Here is a 15911-nt window from a genome sequence, read left to right as displayed (position 1 = left end):
ATGGCGAAACTGACCAAGGCCCAGCGCGAGTGGCGCCCGGGCATGCCCAAGAAACGCCGATCCACGAAGGTGCTGTTTGCCTCCACGGTCCTGGCCCTCGAGGCCTTCGTGGTCCTGTTCGCCACCCTGGTGGTGTTCGGGCTGAACCGGGACACGCTGAACCCGTGGCTGGTCATCGGCGGCGGCCTCGTGCTGGCGCTGGCGATGATCGGCACCTGCGCCTTCCTGACCAAACCGGCCGGCCTGGCCGTGGGCTGGGTGCTGCAGCTGCTGCTGATCGTTACCGGGTTCCTGGAACCGATGATGTTCCTGATCGGCGTGCTGTTCGCGGCCACCTGGTGGTACGGCCTGCGGGCCGGGGCGCGGGTGGACCGGGAGAACCGGGAACGGGACCGGCAGCAGGCCGAATGGGACCGGGCCCGGGCCGCCGGCGGCCGGGATGCCGCAGCCGGCCCCGAAGGCACCACGCCAGCGGATAGGCTGGGAGCAGACCCCGACACCCGAGGAGAAAACACGTGAGCACCGAGCGCACACTCGTCCTGATCAAGCCCGACGGCGTCCGCCGCGGCCTGACCGGCGCCATCCTGGCCCGCATCGAAGCCAAGGGCTACCGGCTGGCCGAGCTGCGGCAGGTTGCCGCCACCCGGACCCTGCTCGAGGAGCACTACGCCGAACACGCCGGCAAGCCGTTCTACGAGCCGCTGGTGGAGTTCATGCTCAGCGGCCCGGTGGTGGCCGCCGTCGTCGAAGGTGAACGCGTCATCGAGGGCTTCCGCTCCCTGGCCGGCACCACCGACCCGACCACCGCCGCCCCGGGCACCATCCGCGGCGACTTCGGCCGGGACTGGGGCACCGCCGTGCAGCAGAACCTGGTCCACGGCTCGGACTCGCCCGAGTCCGCCGCCCGCGAGATCGGCATCTGGTTCGGCAAGTAACCGGACCGTCCAATCGTGAAAAGGCACCTCGCCGGCGCGGGGTGCCTTTTCCTTTGCCCCGTTTCTTCCTTTGCCCCGTTTCGTCGGCGTCTTCCCCGGCTGCGGGCGGGGTTGCGCGATGAGGGGCATCGCCTAGGCTGGGCGGCATGGCTCTCATCTACGACGCGACCCTGCGCCCGACCAAGACCGAAATGATCGCTTCCTGGCTGCCCGGCACCGGCTGGTTCGCCGGCCCGGCACAGCCCGACGTGCAGCGCGTCGCCGCGTTCCGCTGGGATGACCCCGCGGGCGAGGTCGGCGTCGAGACGCATCTGGTCTCCGTCGACGGCACTGTCCTCCAGGTGCCGCTCACCTACCGGGCGGCCCCGCTGGCGGGCGCGGACGCCTTCCTGCTGGGCACCATGGAGCACTCCGTGCTCGGCCGGCGCTGGGTCTACGACGCCGTGGGGGATCCGGTCTATGCCGAGGCGCTGGCCGCCGCCGTGCTCGACGGGCAGGACCAGGCCGAGCAGCAGACCCCCGACGGGGACGTCCTGCCGCCGACCGTGGCGCTCAGCGGCACCGGATATCCCGCAGGCCGGGACCTCGTGGAAGGGCTCGACGACGGCCCTGACGGCCCGGCGTCCACGCTGACGGCCGCCGGGCTGGTCTTCTCCGTGCTTCGGGCACCGGACCTGGACGGGCCGGCGGTGCAGGCCCCGGCCCTGACCGCCACCTGGGCGGGGCAGCAGGTCCCGGTGGTGCTGGCGTACGTGTCCGGGCAGCAGACGCCTGCCGCGGACGGCAGCACCGGCGACATCGACGCCGCCGGCCCGGGGGCCGGAACGGAAACCGCAGGCTAGGGAATCAGCCGCTCGGCGCGCAGCCGGGCAAAGAGGTCCTTGAAGGCGTCCTCGGTGCGCCGGTAACCCGTAAACCCGGCCAGCCGGCTCTTGCTCATGTCGGTCAGGACCTCGATGTTCCGGCCCAGGTCCGCGTCCGTGTGCCACCAGGAGGCGAGCCGGTCAACGTCCGCCTCAGCCAGGCTGTGGCGGGCGGCCACATCCTTCCAGGCCCCGGCCATGTCGCCCATCTGCGCTTGGAGGGGGCGCGGTTCGGTGTCGAAGCCTTCCGCCTCGACGCCGAACTCCGCCGCCAGCCGGGGCCAGAGCGTCCGCCAGCGGAAGACGTCGCCGTTGACCACGTTGAACGCCTCGTTGGCGGTCTGCCCGTCCGTGGCGGCCCACAGCATGTGCTCCGCCAGCAGCCCGGCGTCGGTCATGTCGGTGACCGAGTTCCACTGAGTCTCCGAGCCGGGGAAGATGAACGGCATCCCCAGCTCCCGGCAGAGCGTCGCCTGCACGGCCAGCGTCTGGCCCATGTTCATGGCGTTGCCGGGAGCATAGCCGACGACGGTGTGCGCCCGGTGCACGGACCAGGCGAAGCCGGAGCGCTCGGCCGCGGCCATCAGCTCGTCTTCCTGGGCGTAGTAGAAGTTCTCCACCGGCAGCCGGGGCTCCTCCTCGGAGAAGGGGGTGTCCGGCATCGGCCCGGCCCCGTAGGCCTCAAAGGGGCCCATGTAGTGCTTGAGCCCGGTCATCAGGGCCACGTGCTCCACCGGGGCATGCTCCAGCGCGGCAAGCAGGTTGCGGACCATCCCGGCATTGACCGCGATGTTCTCAGCTTCGGTGGGCTGGCGCGACCACGAGGTGAAGAACACGTGGGTGGGGTTGGCGGCGCCCAGGACGGCCTTCAGCTCCTCGGCGGAGGTGAGGTCCGCTGCGATGGGCAGGACCCCGGGATGGGCCGGATCCGCCGCCGTGACCCGCCGGGACAGGGCAAGCACGCGCCAGCCCTCCTTGGTCAGCAGGTCCACCAGGGCGCGGCCCGCGATGCCGGTGGCGCCGGCCACCAGCGCCGTCGGGGGCACGGTCTCGGAATGGGAACGGGCCGGGCGGGTTCTGAGCATGGATCTCCCTCACATATGCTGCCGCCGGACGGGCATCCGGCACTTTCGCGGCAACACGGGGCCGGGGGAGGAAATTCCTTCGGGCCGGTCAGCCCGCGAAGGCGGGCAGGAACCGGAAGAAGATCGACGCCGCCGTCGCCACCCACAGCAGGACGACGATCGGCCAGATCCACTCCCGCAGGAACCGCACGAGCCCGGCCGGGGCAGGCAGCACACCGGAGGCCAGGTTCCGCACGGTGGTGAACACGAAGAGCGGGATCATCGCGGTCCACACGACGATGCAGTAAATGCACAGGACGTAGATATCGAACAGCGCCTGGCTCCACAGCCACACCACGAACACCATGCCCAGGGTCACCCCGGCCTGCACGCCCGCCCAGTACCAGCGGGGGAACCGGGCGCCGGCCAGCAGGGAGACGCCGACGGTAATGGTGACGGCGAAGGCAACGATGCCGATCAGCGGGTTCGGGAAGCCGAACAGCGAGGCCTGCCAGGTCTCGAAGACGGTGCCGCAGGAGACGAACGCGCTCAGGTCGCAGCTGGTGATGTAGTTGGCGTCCGCGTAGACGCGGAGCCGCTCCAGCACGAGGATGCCGGACCCCACCCACCCGACCACCGAAGTAATCAGCATGATCCAGCCGATGTGGCGGTCGGATATCGTGCCCGGCAGCTCGGCTGCCTCCGGTGGCTGCGGCGAGATGCGGGAGGATGGTGAGGTCGGCACGGGTTCTCCTTCTGCCGGTGGTTTTCTCCGATTCTATGCGCGGCCTCGGGCCAAAAAGGGACGCTTGTGAGATAATGGCTGTGGCCGACGGAGGAACCACATTCCGTCGTCGGTCCAGCGACAGGCTTCCGGTTCTGCCGGCGACGCTTCCCGAGCATGCTGCCCACCAATCCGGGTGGGCCGCCGGGGATCCGCCGGGCAGACCTACCAGATACAAGCCGAAACGAGAGCGTTCCGTGCCGGTAGCAGGAAAAGCGCCGCTGGTCGTCGGGAGAGACCGCGCCTGCAGATGGCGCGAGCCCCGGTCGGCAATTGGATGACTTCCGGCGGGCCATGACGCCCCAGCCGATTTACATTGCCCCTGGGCATTGGAATGTGGCCAGTGCCGCAGGGGCCGGAGTGCACGCTAGATGACTACCGAAGACACAACAGAAAAAGCAGCGGAACTCGAACCGACGGGTGACAGCGGGCAGACCGACACGGCAGCCGCGCCGGCTGAAGCCCCCGCTGAAGCCGAGGCAAAGGCCCCGCCCCGCAAGCGGGCTGCCCGAACCCGCCGCAAGGCCGTGGCGCCCGAAGGCCCCGCCGATGCGGAGGGCACCGTGAACAGCGACGCCGCCGCTGAGGCGTCCGGCGGAACCCCTGCTGCGGAGTCGGCCCTGACATCCGACACCGCTCAGGAGACAGCTGCAGTCCAGGACGCCGACGCGGCTCAGGAAGCCGGTGCGCCTGCCGACACCACGGTGCAGAAGCCGAAGCGGACACGGACTCCGCGGCGCAGCAGTGCCGCTGCCGGCGCTCCCGCCTCCCGCGCCGCCGTCGATGCGCCGGCCCCCGCTGCACAGGCGCCGGAACAGGAGGCCTCCCCGGCCGGGACCGTGACGGCCGCCGCCCAGGCAGCCGCCGACGACACCGTCGCCGCACCGGAATCACCCGCGGCCGAGGCCGCAGGCGTGGTCCCCGCCAAGAAGACAACCCGCCGGCGCCGCCCCTCGGCCAAGGCCGAATCGCCGAAGCCCGCCGAGGGCAGCATCGAGGCCGACGACGCCGCCGCCCAGAACGTGGACCCGGCCGCGACCGCCGCCGCAGCAGCCGCCGACGATACCGTCGCTGCTCCGGGATCCGCCGCCGCGGAAGCCGCCGGCCTCGATGCCGACGCACCGGCCGCAGCAGCCGCAACGGGCGGTGCCGCCTCCGACGGCCAGGCATCTGAGAAGCCCGTCCGGGCATCCCGCCGGCGGAGCGCCGGCACGCGTGCCCGGAAGGAAGCCGCCGCAGCCGAAAGCCCGGAGGCAGACGCTGCCGCCACGCCGGCCGCGGATGCCGCCGCCGCCGGCACCGCTGCCCCCGCAGGCGAACAGCCCGGGGAACGGCAGCCGGAGGAGGCACCGGAGGAGGACACCTCGGCACCCGGTTTCCTGGATCCCTTCGCCCTGCCGCAGGACCCGACCATTCCGCTCTTCCATGCCCCCGACCTGACCGTGGTCCGGACGCCCGCGGATGAGGCGCCCGAGCCGGAGGAGGACGCCGAGGAGGATACTTCCGAGGCCGGCCGCCGCCGCCGTCGTCGGCGTGGCCGCACCAGGGCAGAGGCAGACGCCGAGGCAGCCCCGGCAACGGATGGCGCTGAAACCGGAAGCGGGCCCGAGGAGGGCCAGGACGGCGTGACGTCGCGCCGCCGCCGTCGCCGCCGCCGCGGCGAGGCGGACCTGGAGCTCACCGGTGGAAGCGATGACGATCCGCCCAACACGGTGACCCGCGTCCGGGCCCCCCGCGCCCACGCGGACGCCCCTCCCACCGACCGGGTGACCAGCGTGAAGGGCTCGACCCGGCTGGAGGCCAAGAAGCAGCGCCGCCGCGAATCCCGCGAGTCCGGCCGCCGCCGCCACATCATCACCGAGGCCGAGTTCCTGGCCCGCCGCGAATCGGTGGACCGGCAGATGGTCGTCCGCCAGCGCGGCGACAGGATCCAGATCGGCGTCCTCGAGGACGGCGTGCTGGCCGAGCACTTCGTCTCCAACACCCAGCAGGACTCGCTGATCGGCAACGTGTACGTGGGCAAGGTCCAGAACGTGCTGCCGAGCATGGAAGCGGCCTTCGTGGACATCGGCCGCGGCCGCAACGCCGTCCTGTACGCCGGCGAAGTCAACTGGGACGCCGCAGGCCTGGACGGCCAGCCGCGCCGGATCGAGCTGGCGCTGAAGTCCGGGGATTCCGTCCTGGTGCAGGTCACCAAGGACCCCGTGGGCCACAAGGGCGCCCGGCTGACCAGCCAGATCTCGCTGCCCGGACGCTACCTCGTGTACGTTCCCGGCGGCTCCATGACCGGCATCTCCCGCAAGCTGCCGGACACCGAACGGGCGCGGCTGAAGAAGATCCTCAAGGACCACCTGCCGCAGAACGCCGGCGTTATCGTCCGCACGGCGGCCGAGGGTGCCTCCGAAGAGGAGCTGATGAATGACATCAACCGGCTCCGCGCGCAGTGGGAACAGATCGAGGCCAAGTCCAAGTCGACCAAGACCCTGCCGCCGGAGCTGCTCTACGGCGAGCCGGACCTGACCATCAAGGTCGTCCGCGACGTCTTCAACGAGGACTTCTCCAAGCTCATCGTCTCCGGCGAGGAAGCCTGGGACACCATCGAGGCCTATGTGACCTACGTGGCGCCCGACCTCGTCGACCGGCTGGAGAAGTGGACCTCCGAGGAGGACATCTTCGCCGTCCACCGCATCGACGAACAGATCGCCAAGGCGCTCGAACGCAAGGTGTTCCTGCCCTCCGGCGGTTCGCTGGTCATCGACCGGACCGAAGCCATGACCGTGGTGGACGTGAACACCGGCAAGTTCACCGGCAGCGGCGGCAACCTCGAGGAAACCGTCACCAAGAACAACCTTGAGGCCGCTGAGGAGGTCGTCCGCCAGCTGCGGCTGCGCGACATCGGCGGCATCATCGTCATCGACTTCATCGACATGGTCCTTGAAGCCAACCGCGACCTGGTGCTGCGTCGGCTCGTCGAATGCCTGGGCCGGGACCGCACCAAGCACCAGGTGGCCGAGGTCACCTCGCTCGGCCTGGTCCAGATGACGCGCAAGCGGATGGGCACCGGCCTGCTGGAGGTCTTCGGGGAAACCTGCGAGCACTGCGACGGCCGCGGCGTCGTCACCCAGGACGTTCCGGTGGAACACCGCCGGCACGCCGTCTCGGAGGACAACCACCAGCACCACCTGAAGCAGGAAAAGCAGTCCCGCGGCGACCGCCGGCGCAAGGGCCGCAAGGAGCCCGTCGCGGCACCGGCCCAGCCCGTCCAGGCCGACGCCGAGCCGAAGGCCGAGGCCGAAGACCCGGAGGCCAAGGCCAAGGCCGCCGCCGCCCGGGCCGCCCTGGCCACCATCGCAGCGGCAGCAGCCGCTGCGCATGAACCCGGCCAGGAGCAGGACTCCGCCGATCCTTCCGCCGAGCAGGCACAGGACCGCGGGGACGACGCCGACCGCAACGGCGACGCCGACCGGCCGGAGGGGCGCCGTGACCGCGGCCGCCGCGGCCGGCGGCGGGACCGGGATGCAGCCGCCCCCTCCGCGGATGCACCGGCGCCTGAGCCCACCGCAGACGCTCCCGGGGAGCCTGCAGGGGACGAGGCACCGGTTGCCGAGGGTCCGGTGCTGCGGATCCAGGGTGAAACCGTCGTGGTGCCGCGTCGTGAGCGCCGCCGCCGCCCGCCGGCCGAGCCTGCCCTGACCCTGGAGAGCCTCACCGAAGCCTTCGACGTGGTGGCTCCGCGCAGCGGCTCCGAGCAGCCGGCGGCACCCGCGGCCGACGACGCTGCGGAGCCGGCGTCCGCCGGCCGGCAGCCCTCCGCTGAGGGCGCGGCCGCAGCGAAGCCGGCCGACGCTCCGGAACCGGCCGGCTCCGGAGCCGGCGACGGCGCCCGGCCGGCCCGTCGCCGCCGCCGTGCCGCCAGCAGCCCGCAGGGCTCCGGCGACGCCGTCCGCATCGAAACCGCGGCCGCTGAGGCCACGGGCGAGGGTACCCGCCGTGTCGCGGCCGCAGGGCAGGGTGCACCGGCACCCGCCGCGGAGCCGCAGAAGGCCGCAGCGCCGGTCATCCTGGGCGTGGGCGTGCCGGCGTCCGAACTGTAGGCAGCCGGTCCGGTTTCCCCCGTGGACCCGGCCGCAGCAGGCGCACCGCATCGGCGGTGCGCCTGCTGCGTTTAACGGCATGCCAGCGGCCTGCGTGCGGCCCTCCTGCGGCCCTCCTGCGGCCTGGCGCCGGGGCCCGGCGGGAAGCAGGCCGAAAGTAGGATAGAGTTGTACCCCAAGCAGTTCGCCGCCCTCCGCGGCGCGCCGGGTGTGCCGTGCATTTGCGGGTTCCGCAGTGCTTAGCGTAATCTTGAACCTCGGTGCGAACGCCTTCCGGCCGTAGACGGGTCAGGCGTAACTGCATTGCGCAGCCGGACATCACCTTCAGAGTCCGGCCGGAAGCGCATCCAAAGTATTTAGACGTCGAGAGAAGTGAGTTCCCAAGTGGTGTACGCGATTGTCCGCGCCGGCGGCCGCCAAGAAAAGGTTTCCGTTGGAGACCTCGTGACCCTGGACCGCGTCCCCGGTGGAGCCGGCAGCACTTTTGAGCTGCCTGCCCTGCTTTTGGTTGATGGCGACAAGGTCACCTCCTCCGCCCAGGACCTGGCCAAGGTCACCGTGACTGCCGAGGTCGTCGAAAACCTCCGCGGTCCGAAGATCGTCATCCAGAAGTTCAAGAACAAGACCGGCTACAAGAAGCGCCAGGGCTACCGCTCGGCACTGACCAAGGTCAAGGTCACCTCCATCAACTCCTGATTCCGCTGCCGGTCCGCCGGCACCCGGTTTCCAGTTCAGCCAGAGCAAAGGCAGGCATAGAAAATGGCACATAAGAAAGGTGCGAGCTCTACTCGCAACGGCCGCGACTCGAACGCACAGTACCTCGGCGTGAAGCGCTTCGGCGGCCAGGTCGTCAAGGCCGGCGAGATCCTCGTCCGCCAGCGCGGCACCCACTTCCACCCCGGCGCCGGCGTCGGCCGTGGCGGTGACGACACCCTGTTCGCCCTCGAGGCGGGCGCAGTCGAGTTCGGCAGCCGTCGTGGCCGCCGCGTGGTGAACATCGTGGCAGCTGCCGCGGAGTAATCCACTTCCAGCTTTGTCGACGGGGCGGGCCGAATGGCCCGCCCCGTCGTGTTTTAAGCCGAGTAGACTTGGCGTTATCCCCCCAGGCCCTTGAAGGAGAACTATGGCCAGCTTTGTAGACCGTGTTGTACTGCACGTAACCGGCGGTACGGGTGGTCACGGCTGCGTGTCCGTCAAGCGCGAGAAGTTCAAGCCGCTCGGCGGTCCCGACGGCGGCAACGGCGGCCATGGCGGGGACGTCATCCTGCGGGTTGATCCCCAGGTCACCACCCTGCTCGACTACCACCACACCCCGCACCGGCACGCCGGCAACGGCGGCGGCGGAATGGGCGACTGGCGCGCCGGCAAGACGGGGGAGCCGTTGGTGCTGCCGGTGCCCGAGGGCACCGTGGTGAAGTCCCGTTCCGGCGAGGTCCTGGCCGACCTGGTCGGTGAAGGCGCGGAGTTCATTGCCGCCGCCGGCGGGCAGGGCGGGCTGGGCAACTCCGCCCTGTCGTCCCAGAAGCGCAAGGCCCCCGGCTTCGCGCTGCTCGGCCTGCCGGGCGAGGAACGCGACATCATCCTCGAGCTGAAGTCGATCGCCGACATTGCCCTGGTCGGCTTCCCGTCCGCCGGCAAGTCCTCCCTGATCGCCGCCATGTCCGCGGCCCGCCCCAAGATTGCCGACTACCCGTTCACCACCCTGGTGCCGAACCTGGGTGTCGTCGAAGCAGGTGATGTCCGCTTCACCGTGGCGGACGTGCCCGGCCTGATCGAAGGCGCCTCCGAGGGCCGCGGCCTGGGCCACAACTTCCTCCGCCACGTCGAGCGATGCGCCGCCCTGGTGCACGTCCTGGACTGCGCCACCCTGGAAACGGACCGCGACCCGCTGACCGACCTCGACATCATCGAGGGCGAACTGGGCAAGTACGAAGTGGACATGTCCTACGCCGAGGGTGAAGCCGTGCCGCTGAACGAGCGTCCGCGCCTGGTCGCGCTGAACAAGGTCGACACCCTGGACGGCCGGGAAATGGCCGAATACGTCCGCCCGGAGCTCGAACGCCGCGGCTACCAGGTCTTCGAGGTTTCCGCAGCCAGCCATGAAGGGCTGCGGGAACTGGGCTTCGCCATGGCGCGGATCGTCCGTGAGGCCCGTGAACAGCGCAGCGTGGCGCCGGTCAAGGTGCAGCCGGAGGTGCTGCGTCCCCGGGCGGTCAACAAGAAGGACTTCACCATCCGGCGCGAAGAGCGCAACCTGGAGCCGCTGTGGCGGGTCCTTGGCGACAAGCCGGTGCGCTGGGTGCAGCAGACGGACTTCACCAACGACGAGGCCGTGGGCTACCTCGCCGACCGGCTTGCCAAGCTGGGCGTGGAGGACGGGCTGTTCAAGGCCGGCGCCACTCCGGGCGACGCCGTCGTCATCGGCGAGGACGATGCCGTCATCTTCGACTGGGAGCCCACCATGGCTGCCGGGGCGGAACTGCTGGCCGCCTCCCCGCGCGGCTCGGACATCCGCATCGAGGACTTCTCCCGGCCCACCCGCGCCGAAAAGCGCGAGGACTACCAGCAGCGCAAGGACGCCCGCGCCGCGGCCCGGGCCGAGCTGGAAGAGGAGCGGCGCGCCGGGATCTGGACCGAATCCCTGAACCGCGGGGCAGCGGACGGGGACGACTAGGCTTCACAATGCCCCGGCTCCCCGGAGCCGGGGCATAGGCTGGTCTGGTCATGACTGATAACGCACACACAGACCAGACAGCACCCGCGCCCGCCGCCGCGACGGCGGTACCGGAGAAGCGCCGCCCTTTGAAGTCCCGCGCCGGGCTGGCCCGTGCCCGCCGCATCGTGGTCAAGGTGGGCTCCTCCTCCCTGACCTCGGTGGCAGGCGGCATTTCCGACGACGCGCTGCAGCAGCTGGCCGCCGTCCTGTCCGCACGCCACCGGCAGGGCACCGAGATCATCTTCGTCTCCTCCGGGGCGATCAGCGCCGGACTGGCCCCGCTGGGCCTGACGAAACGGCCCAGCCACCTCTCCACCCAGCAGGCCGCCGCGAGCGTGGGCCAGGGCCTGCTCATGGCCCGCTACAACGAGTTCTTCAGCCGGCACGGCGTCACCGTCAGCCAGGTCCTGCTCACCGTGGAGGACCTGATGCGCCGCTCCACCCACACCAACGCGCACCGGGCCATGGAACGGCTGCTGAACTTCGGCGTCCTGCCCATCGTGAACGAGAACGACACGGTGGCCAGCCATGAGATCCGGTTCGGCGACAACGACCGCCTCGCGGCCCTGGTGGCGCACCTGGTAAAGGCCGACGCGCTGATCCTGCTCTCCGACGTCGACGCCCTCTACGACGGCCCGCCGTCCGCCGGCGCCGTCCGCATCCCGGAGGTCACCGGCCCCAAGGACCTGGAGGACGTACGGATCGGCAAGGTCGGCCGTGCCGGCACCGGAACCGGCGGCATGGTCACCAAGGTGGAGGCCGCCACCATCGCCGCGGCCTCAGGCATTCCGGCGCTGGTCACCTCCACCGCCAACGCGGCGGCGGCCCTGGCCGGCGAGGACGTCGGCACCTGGTTCAGCACCCGCGGCCGGCGCCAGCCCATCCGGCTGCTCTGGCTCGCCCACCTCGCCCGCATCCGCGGCACCCTGGTGCTCGACGACGGCGCGGTCAAGGCCGTAGGCCAGCGGCGCCGCTCGCTGCTGGCAGCGGGCATCACCGAGGTCCGCGGCAGCTTCGAGCCCGGCGATCCGGTGGCCCTGGCGGACAGCCGCGGCGTCGTCGTCGCCCACGGGCTGACCAACTACGGTTCCGACGAACTGCCCGCCATGCTCGGACGCTCCACCCGGGAACTCTCACAGGAACGCGGGCGCAGCTACGACCGGGCGGTGGTGCACGTGAACGACCTCGTGGTGCTGCCGGGCAGCCGGCACGCCGATGCCCTGTCGGCGGCCCCGGAGAACCCGTCCCGCGAGCCGGCGGGCCTGCCGGATACCGCGCCTGCCCCCGCCGACGCACCGACCGCCAACTAGACTGGGAGCATGACCGTGAACACCTCCACAGCCGCAGCCGAAAACGCCGCCGAGGAAGCCGCCGCCGCCTCCGACGGAGTCGAGACCCGCGAACCGGCCGAGGGCGCCGACGGCATCGAAGCGGGGGTCCTGGCCGTCGCCGACGCCGCCCGCACCGCCTCGCGCAGGCTGGCCCGCGCCACCCGCGCGCGCAAAGATGCGGCCCTGGAAGAGATCGCCCGCCGCGTGCTGGCCGGGCAGGACCGCATCCTTGCCGCCAACGCCCAGGACCTGGAAGCGGGGCGGAGCAACGGCACCTCCGCCGCCCTGCTGGACCGCCTCACCCTGACGCAGGAGCGCATCGGCGGGCTCGCCGACGCCCTGAAGATGCTCGCCGGGCTGCCGGATCCGGTCGGCACCGTGGCCCGCGGACAGACCCTGCCCAACGGCCTGCGGCTGCGCCAGGTGCACGTGCCCCTCGGCGTCGTGGCCGCCATCTATGAGGCCCGCCCCAACGTCACCGTCGACATCGCCGGCCTGGCGCTGAAGAGCGGCAACGCCGTCATCCTGCGCGGCGGCAGCGCGGCCGGACGCACCAACGCCGTGCTGGTGGAGATCATCCGTGACGCCCTTGAGGCCGCCGGCCTCCCGGCCGACGCGGTGCAGAGCATCGACCAGTACGGCCGGAGCGGGGCCAACGTGCTGATGAAGGCGCGCGGGAAGGTCGACGTGCTCATTCCCCGCGGCGGCCGTGACCTGATCCAGACCGTGGTGGCCAACGCCGCCGTGCCCGTCATCGAAACGGGGGAGGGCAACGTCCACATCTACCTGGACGCCTCCGCCCCGGCCGAGATGGCGGTGCCGATCCTGCTCAACGCCAAGACCCAGCGGCCCAGCGTCTGCAACACCGTGGAGACCCTGCTCCTGCACCGCGACGCCGCCGCCGCCCCGGATGTGCTCGCCGCGCTGGCCGGCGCCGGCGTCCGGCTGCACGTGGACGAGCGGGTGGCGGCACTGCTGCCCGACGGGACGGAATCAGTGCCCGCCTCCGAGGAGGACTGGGGCCGTGAGTACATGGACCTCGACCTCGCCGTCGCGATGGTCGATGACATGGATGAAGCGCTGGAGCATATCCGGCGCTGGTCCACCGGCCACACCGAGGCCATCCTCACCAATGACCTGGCCCAGGCCGAACGCTTCATCGCGGAGATCGACTCGGCGGCCGTGATCGTCAACGCCTCCACCCGGTTCACCGACGGCGGGCAGTTCGGACTCGGCGCCGAGGTGGGCATCTCCACCCAGAAAATGCACGCACGCGGGCCGATGGGCCTGACGGAACTGACCACCACCAAGTGGATCGTGCAGGGCGACGGGCACGTGCGCGGCTGAGGCCCGAACCCGGCCCGGGCCGGCCTGTGCAGGCGCTCCGGGCCGGTTCCCGCCTGCCGGGCGGCTACCATTGGTAAAGACACCATGCCGGGAAACCGGCCCGACAGATACTTCTCAAGGGGAGATCCATGCTGATCCAGCTTTCCAGCGCCGTGACCGCGGCTTCCGAAGGGCACGTCGAGCTGCCGATGTCCGCCTACGCCTACGGCGGCATCATCTTCGGGATCTTCCTGGTCCTGATGCTGGCCACGGTCATGTTCACCAGCCTGGGCCACCGCCACGAGGCCACCGCCGAGCACGTGGACCCGCAGCGCCAGTTCACCAACAAGCATGACCACGGCCAGGGCATCGAAGGCTGACACCGGCCGCGGTGGATAAAGCAGGAACAGTTTTCCATATGGATGCCAGGCGCGACGGCGCGGACGGCCGGTCCCGGCCGTTCCGCCTGGGCGTGATGGGCGGGACCTTCGACCCGATCCATCACGGCCACCTGGTGGCCGCCAGCGAGGTGGCGGCGGAGTTCGACCTGGACGAGGTGGTCTTCGTGCCCACCGGCGAGCCGTGGCACAAGTCGGACCAGGTGGTCAGCCCCGCCGAACACCGTTACCTGATGACGGTCGTGGCCACGGCATCGAACCCGCGCTTCACCGTGAGCCGGGTCGACATCGACCGGCCCGGGCCGACGTACACCATCGACACGCTTCGGGACCTGCGGCAGGCCCGGCCGGACGCCGAGCTGTACTTCATCACCGGGGCGGACGCGATGGCGCAGATCCTGTCCTGGAAGGACATCGGCGAGCTGTGGTCCCTGGCCCACTTCGTGGGAGTGACGCGTCCGGGCCATGAGCTGCAGAACATGGGACGCGAGGATGTGAGCCTGCTGGAGGTCCCCGCCATGGCGATCTCCTCCACCGACTGCAGGCAGCGCGTCGCCGCCGGCCAGCCGGTCTGGTACCTCGTGCCCGACGGCGTCGTGCAGTACATTGCCAAGCACCGGCTGTATGCGCCGGATCCGGATCCGGCCCCGCGTGCAGCCGCCAGCGACACAGCCAACCAGCAGCTCCAAGCGACAGATAGCGGATGGGTAGGAAATGACTAACGGTCCAGAGTCCGTAGACGCACCACGGCGAAGCCGTCGGGCGGCTGACGTACCGGCGGACGCTGGCAGGCCCGCCCCGGAGCGGGAATCCCAGCAGCGCGCCAGGGACCGCGAGGCCCTGAGGGCCTACAAGGCGCTCACCGAGAACCAGCCGAAGCCGGCCGCGGAATCCGCCGCGCCGCCCACGCGCCGACAGCTTCGGCTGCAGCAGCAGCGCGCGGCGCAGGAGGCGTCGCAGGACCGGCAGACTACGCAGGACCAGGAGGCGGCATCGGCTCCCGGCCGGCGCCGCACCTCCGGAACTGCCGCCGGTACCCCCGCCGAAGGTTCCTCCGGTCCCGAAGCCGCGCCGGCGGCGAAGGCAGCGGCCCCGAAGGCTCCAGCGCGCAGCGCCCGGCCGGCATCGGACGGCGGACCGGCCGCGCCGGCCGCGAAGGCAGCAGCCCCGAAGGCTGCAGCGCGCAGCACCCGCGTGGCATCGGACAGCGGACCGGCCGCGCCCGCCGCGAAGGCAGCAGCCCCGAAGGCGCCGGCCCACAGCCCCCGGGCCGCAGCCGCACGCGGCGATGCCGCCGTCGAGCAGCCCAGGTCCGCGCCAGGTACGTCGAAGGATCCCGCTACGGCAAAGGATCCGGGTTCGGCGAAGGCAGCGCAGGCGGGTTCGCCGAAGGCGGCACCCAGCCGCCGCGCCCGCCGCCTGGCTGAGGCCGGCCGGGCCGCTGAAGGCGCGGGCACGGCAGCCGGCGCCGCAGAGGCACGGCCGGAGGCCCCGTCCTCCGGTGCCGTCCCCACCGCCGGCGCCGCGGTGAAGCCTGCCGCGCGCGCCGGCGCCCCTGTCACCGGCGACGCAGCGGAGCGCGATGGCGCAGCGTCCGGCCGCGCCGCCCGGAATGCCGAGGAGCCCCCAGCCCGTGACGCCGCCGCTGCGGAGTCGGCAACCGGCGGTGCGGACGAGGATCCAAACGCCGACGTCGCCAACATGAGCGTGGAACAGGCCCTGGCGGCGCGCCAGGCACTGGAGGGCCAGGCCCGCAACCAGGTGGCGATGATGGAGGCGATGCGGAAGGAGGACCCCTACTCGGTGGACCTCGAACTGCTCGCCCAGCAGAAGGCGCTGGCCGAGCGGGCTGCGGTGCTGAACAAGCGCACGCAGAACATCCAGCGTCTTTCCGAGGAAAACCAGCAGCGCCGGCCGCAGACGAACGACCCGACCACCGCGCACAACCTGGCGATGGTCACCCCGCTGGAGTTCGTCCGGGTGCCGGGCATGGACCGCCCCGTGATGAAGCGTCCGCCGACGGCCCACGTCCCGATCGTCACCGATCGGCAGCAGCAGGCTCCGGCCAAGCAGCCGGCCCGCAGCCAGGACCGGCGGTCCCAGCCGCGGCCCGCCGGAAAGGATGCCGCGGCCGACGCCGCCGCCGAGGCGCGCCACGCCCGGATCCTTGCCAGGGCCGACGCCCTGGTGAACGCCCCGCTTGACCCCGACCAGGGCGCCCATCCGATCGGAGCGCGCAGCGCCTTCGGTCTGGATCCGCTTGACGTCATGACGGCCGGACTCGGCCGTACCCGGAGGATGCGCTGGGTATCCTTCGGCCTCGCCGGTGCAGGGTTCGCAGCCCTCGTCACCAGCATCTTGCTGATCGTCGGCGGCTTCGGCAGCTGACGCAACCCTAGG

At 71.3% G+C, this 15911-nt stretch carries 14 protein-coding genes; 12 read left to right on the top strand and 2 right to left on the bottom strand.

What is annotated here, in order from left to right; translation table 11 throughout:
- The 3 genes from AC5RV6_RS10420 (at nucleotide 1) to AC5RV6_RS10410 (ending at nucleotide 1777) form a co-directional block, all read left to right on the top strand.
- Nucleotides 1-519, top strand: coding sequence for a DUF4233 domain-containing protein (locus tag AC5RV6_RS10420; RefSeq protein WP_494007229.1), 519 nt, complete (start codon nucleotides 1-3; stop codon nucleotides 517-519).
- Nucleotides 516-935, top strand: a complete 420-nt coding sequence (gene ndk / locus AC5RV6_RS10415) for a nucleoside-diphosphate kinase (protein WP_494007228.1) — start codon at nucleotides 516-518, stop codon at nucleotides 933-935. The genes AC5RV6_RS10420 and ndk overlap by 4 nt, the downstream gene beginning before the upstream one ends.
- A 146-nt stretch (nucleotides 936-1081) precedes the next feature.
- Nucleotides 1082-1777 carry a CG0192-related protein gene (locus tag AC5RV6_RS10410; RefSeq protein WP_494007227.1) on the top strand — a complete coding sequence of 232 codons (696 nt, stop codon included), beginning with the start codon at nucleotides 1082-1084 and terminating at the stop codon, nucleotides 1775-1777.
- Here AC5RV6_RS10410 and AC5RV6_RS10405 read toward each other — a convergent pair.
- Both AC5RV6_RS10405 and AC5RV6_RS10400 read right to left on the bottom strand, forming a co-directional pair.
- Nucleotides 1774-2883, bottom strand: a complete 1110-nt coding sequence (locus AC5RV6_RS10405; protein WP_494007226.1) for an SDR family oxidoreductase — start codon at nucleotides 2881-2883, stop codon at nucleotides 1774-1776. The two genes, AC5RV6_RS10410 and AC5RV6_RS10405, sit on opposite strands and share 4 nt — an antisense overlap.
- Before the next feature lie 88 nt (nucleotides 2884-2971).
- Nucleotides 2972-3607, bottom strand: a complete 636-nt coding sequence (locus AC5RV6_RS10400; protein ID WP_494007225.1) for a vitamin K epoxide reductase family protein — start codon at nucleotides 3605-3607, stop codon at nucleotides 2972-2974.
- A 410-nt stretch (nucleotides 3608-4017) separates the two neighbouring features.
- Between AC5RV6_RS10400 and AC5RV6_RS10395 the strand changes: the two genes are divergently transcribed.
- The 9 genes from AC5RV6_RS10395 (at nucleotide 4018) to AC5RV6_RS10355 (ending at nucleotide 15899) form a co-directional block, all read left to right on the top strand.
- Nucleotides 4018-7740 (top strand): Rne/Rng family ribonuclease, encoded by a 3723-nt coding sequence (locus AC5RV6_RS10395; protein WP_494007224.1) that lies wholly within the window; start codon nucleotides 4018-4020, stop codon nucleotides 7738-7740.
- Nucleotides 7741-8124: 384 nt separating this feature from the next.
- Nucleotides 8125-8436 (top strand): 50S ribosomal protein L21, encoded by a 312-nt coding sequence (rplU, locus tag AC5RV6_RS10390; protein WP_494007402.1) that lies wholly within the window; start codon nucleotides 8125-8127, stop codon nucleotides 8434-8436.
- Between the two features lie 63 nt (nucleotides 8437-8499).
- On the top strand, nucleotides 8500-8760 hold the full coding sequence (gene rpmA, locus AC5RV6_RS10385) for a 50S ribosomal protein L27 (protein WP_494007223.1): 261 nt from the start codon (nucleotides 8500-8502) through the stop codon (nucleotides 8758-8760).
- 103 nt (nucleotides 8761-8863) lie between these two features.
- Nucleotides 8864-10414: a GTPase ObgE gene (gene obgE / locus AC5RV6_RS10380; RefSeq protein ID WP_494007222.1), complete on the top strand. Its 1551-nt coding sequence runs from the start codon at nucleotides 8864-8866 to the stop codon at nucleotides 10412-10414.
- Nucleotides 10415-10464: 50 nt separating this feature from the next.
- Nucleotides 10465-11766 (top strand): glutamate 5-kinase, encoded by a 1302-nt coding sequence (proB, locus tag AC5RV6_RS10375; protein WP_494007221.1) that lies wholly within the window; start codon nucleotides 10465-10467, stop codon nucleotides 11764-11766.
- Nucleotides 11767-11775: 9 nt separating this feature from the next.
- Nucleotides 11776-13134 (top strand): glutamate-5-semialdehyde dehydrogenase, encoded by a 1359-nt coding sequence (locus tag AC5RV6_RS10370; RefSeq protein ID WP_494007220.1) that lies wholly within the window; start codon nucleotides 11776-11778, stop codon nucleotides 13132-13134.
- A 128-nt stretch (nucleotides 13135-13262) separates the two neighbouring features.
- Nucleotides 13263-13493 carry a hypothetical protein gene (locus AC5RV6_RS10365; protein ID WP_494007219.1) on the top strand — a complete coding sequence of 77 codons (231 nt, stop codon included), beginning with the start codon at nucleotides 13263-13265 and terminating at the stop codon, nucleotides 13491-13493.
- A gap of 38 nt (nucleotides 13494-13531) precedes the next feature.
- The gene (gene nadD / locus AC5RV6_RS10360; RefSeq protein WP_494007218.1) at nucleotides 13532-14233 is read left to right on the top strand and encodes a nicotinate-nucleotide adenylyltransferase; all 702 of its coding nucleotides are present in this window, start codon (nucleotides 13532-13534) and stop codon (nucleotides 14231-14233) included.
- Entirely contained in the window at nucleotides 14226-15899 is a 1674-nt protein-coding gene (locus AC5RV6_RS10355; RefSeq protein WP_494007217.1) for a hypothetical protein, read from the top strand. The genes nadD and AC5RV6_RS10355 overlap by 8 nt, the downstream gene beginning before the upstream one ends.
- Nucleotides 15900-15911: the final 12 nt, after the last annotated feature.

The organism is Arthrobacter saudimassiliensis (genome assembly GCF_059090665.1).
Note: the sequence above shows the minus strand (reverse complement) of the source record. Positions and strands in the feature narration are given on the sequence as shown.

Excerpts from the sequence above, each read along its gene's own strand:
- rpmA (WP_494007223.1), top strand. The coding sequence starts at position 8,500 with ATGGCACATAAGAAAGGTGCGAGCTCTACTCGCAACGGCCGCGACTCG.
- proB (WP_494007221.1), top strand. The coding sequence starts at position 10,465 with ATGACTGATAACGCACACACAGACCAGACAGCACCCGCGCCCGCCGCC.
- AC5RV6_RS10355 (WP_494007217.1), top strand. The coding sequence starts at position 14,226 with ATGACTAACGGTCCAGAGTCCGTAGACGCACCACGGCGAAGCCGTCGG.
- nadD (WP_494007218.1), top strand. The coding sequence starts at position 13,532 with ATGGATGCCAGGCGCGACGGCGCGGACGGCCGGTCCCGGCCGTTCCGC.
- AC5RV6_RS10410 (WP_494007227.1), top strand. The coding sequence starts at position 1,082 with ATGGCTCTCATCTACGACGCGACCCTGCGCCCGACCAAGACCGAAATG.
- AC5RV6_RS10405 (WP_494007226.1), bottom strand. The coding sequence starts at position 2,883 with ATGCTCAGAACCCGCCCGGCCCGTTCCCATTCCGAGACCGTGCCCCCG.
- AC5RV6_RS10420 (WP_494007229.1), top strand. The coding sequence starts at position 1 with ATGGCGAAACTGACCAAGGCCCAGCGCGAGTGGCGCCCGGGCATGCCC.
- AC5RV6_RS10395 (WP_494007224.1), top strand. The coding sequence starts at position 4,018 with ATGACTACCGAAGACACAACAGAAAAAGCAGCGGAACTCGAACCGACG.
- AC5RV6_RS10370 (WP_494007220.1), top strand. The coding sequence starts at position 11,776 with ATGACCGTGAACACCTCCACAGCCGCAGCCGAAAACGCCGCCGAGGAA.
- AC5RV6_RS10365 (WP_494007219.1), top strand. The coding sequence starts at position 13,263 with ATGCTGATCCAGCTTTCCAGCGCCGTGACCGCGGCTTCCGAAGGGCAC.
- obgE (WP_494007222.1), top strand. The coding sequence starts at position 8,864 with ATGGCCAGCTTTGTAGACCGTGTTGTACTGCACGTAACCGGCGGTACG.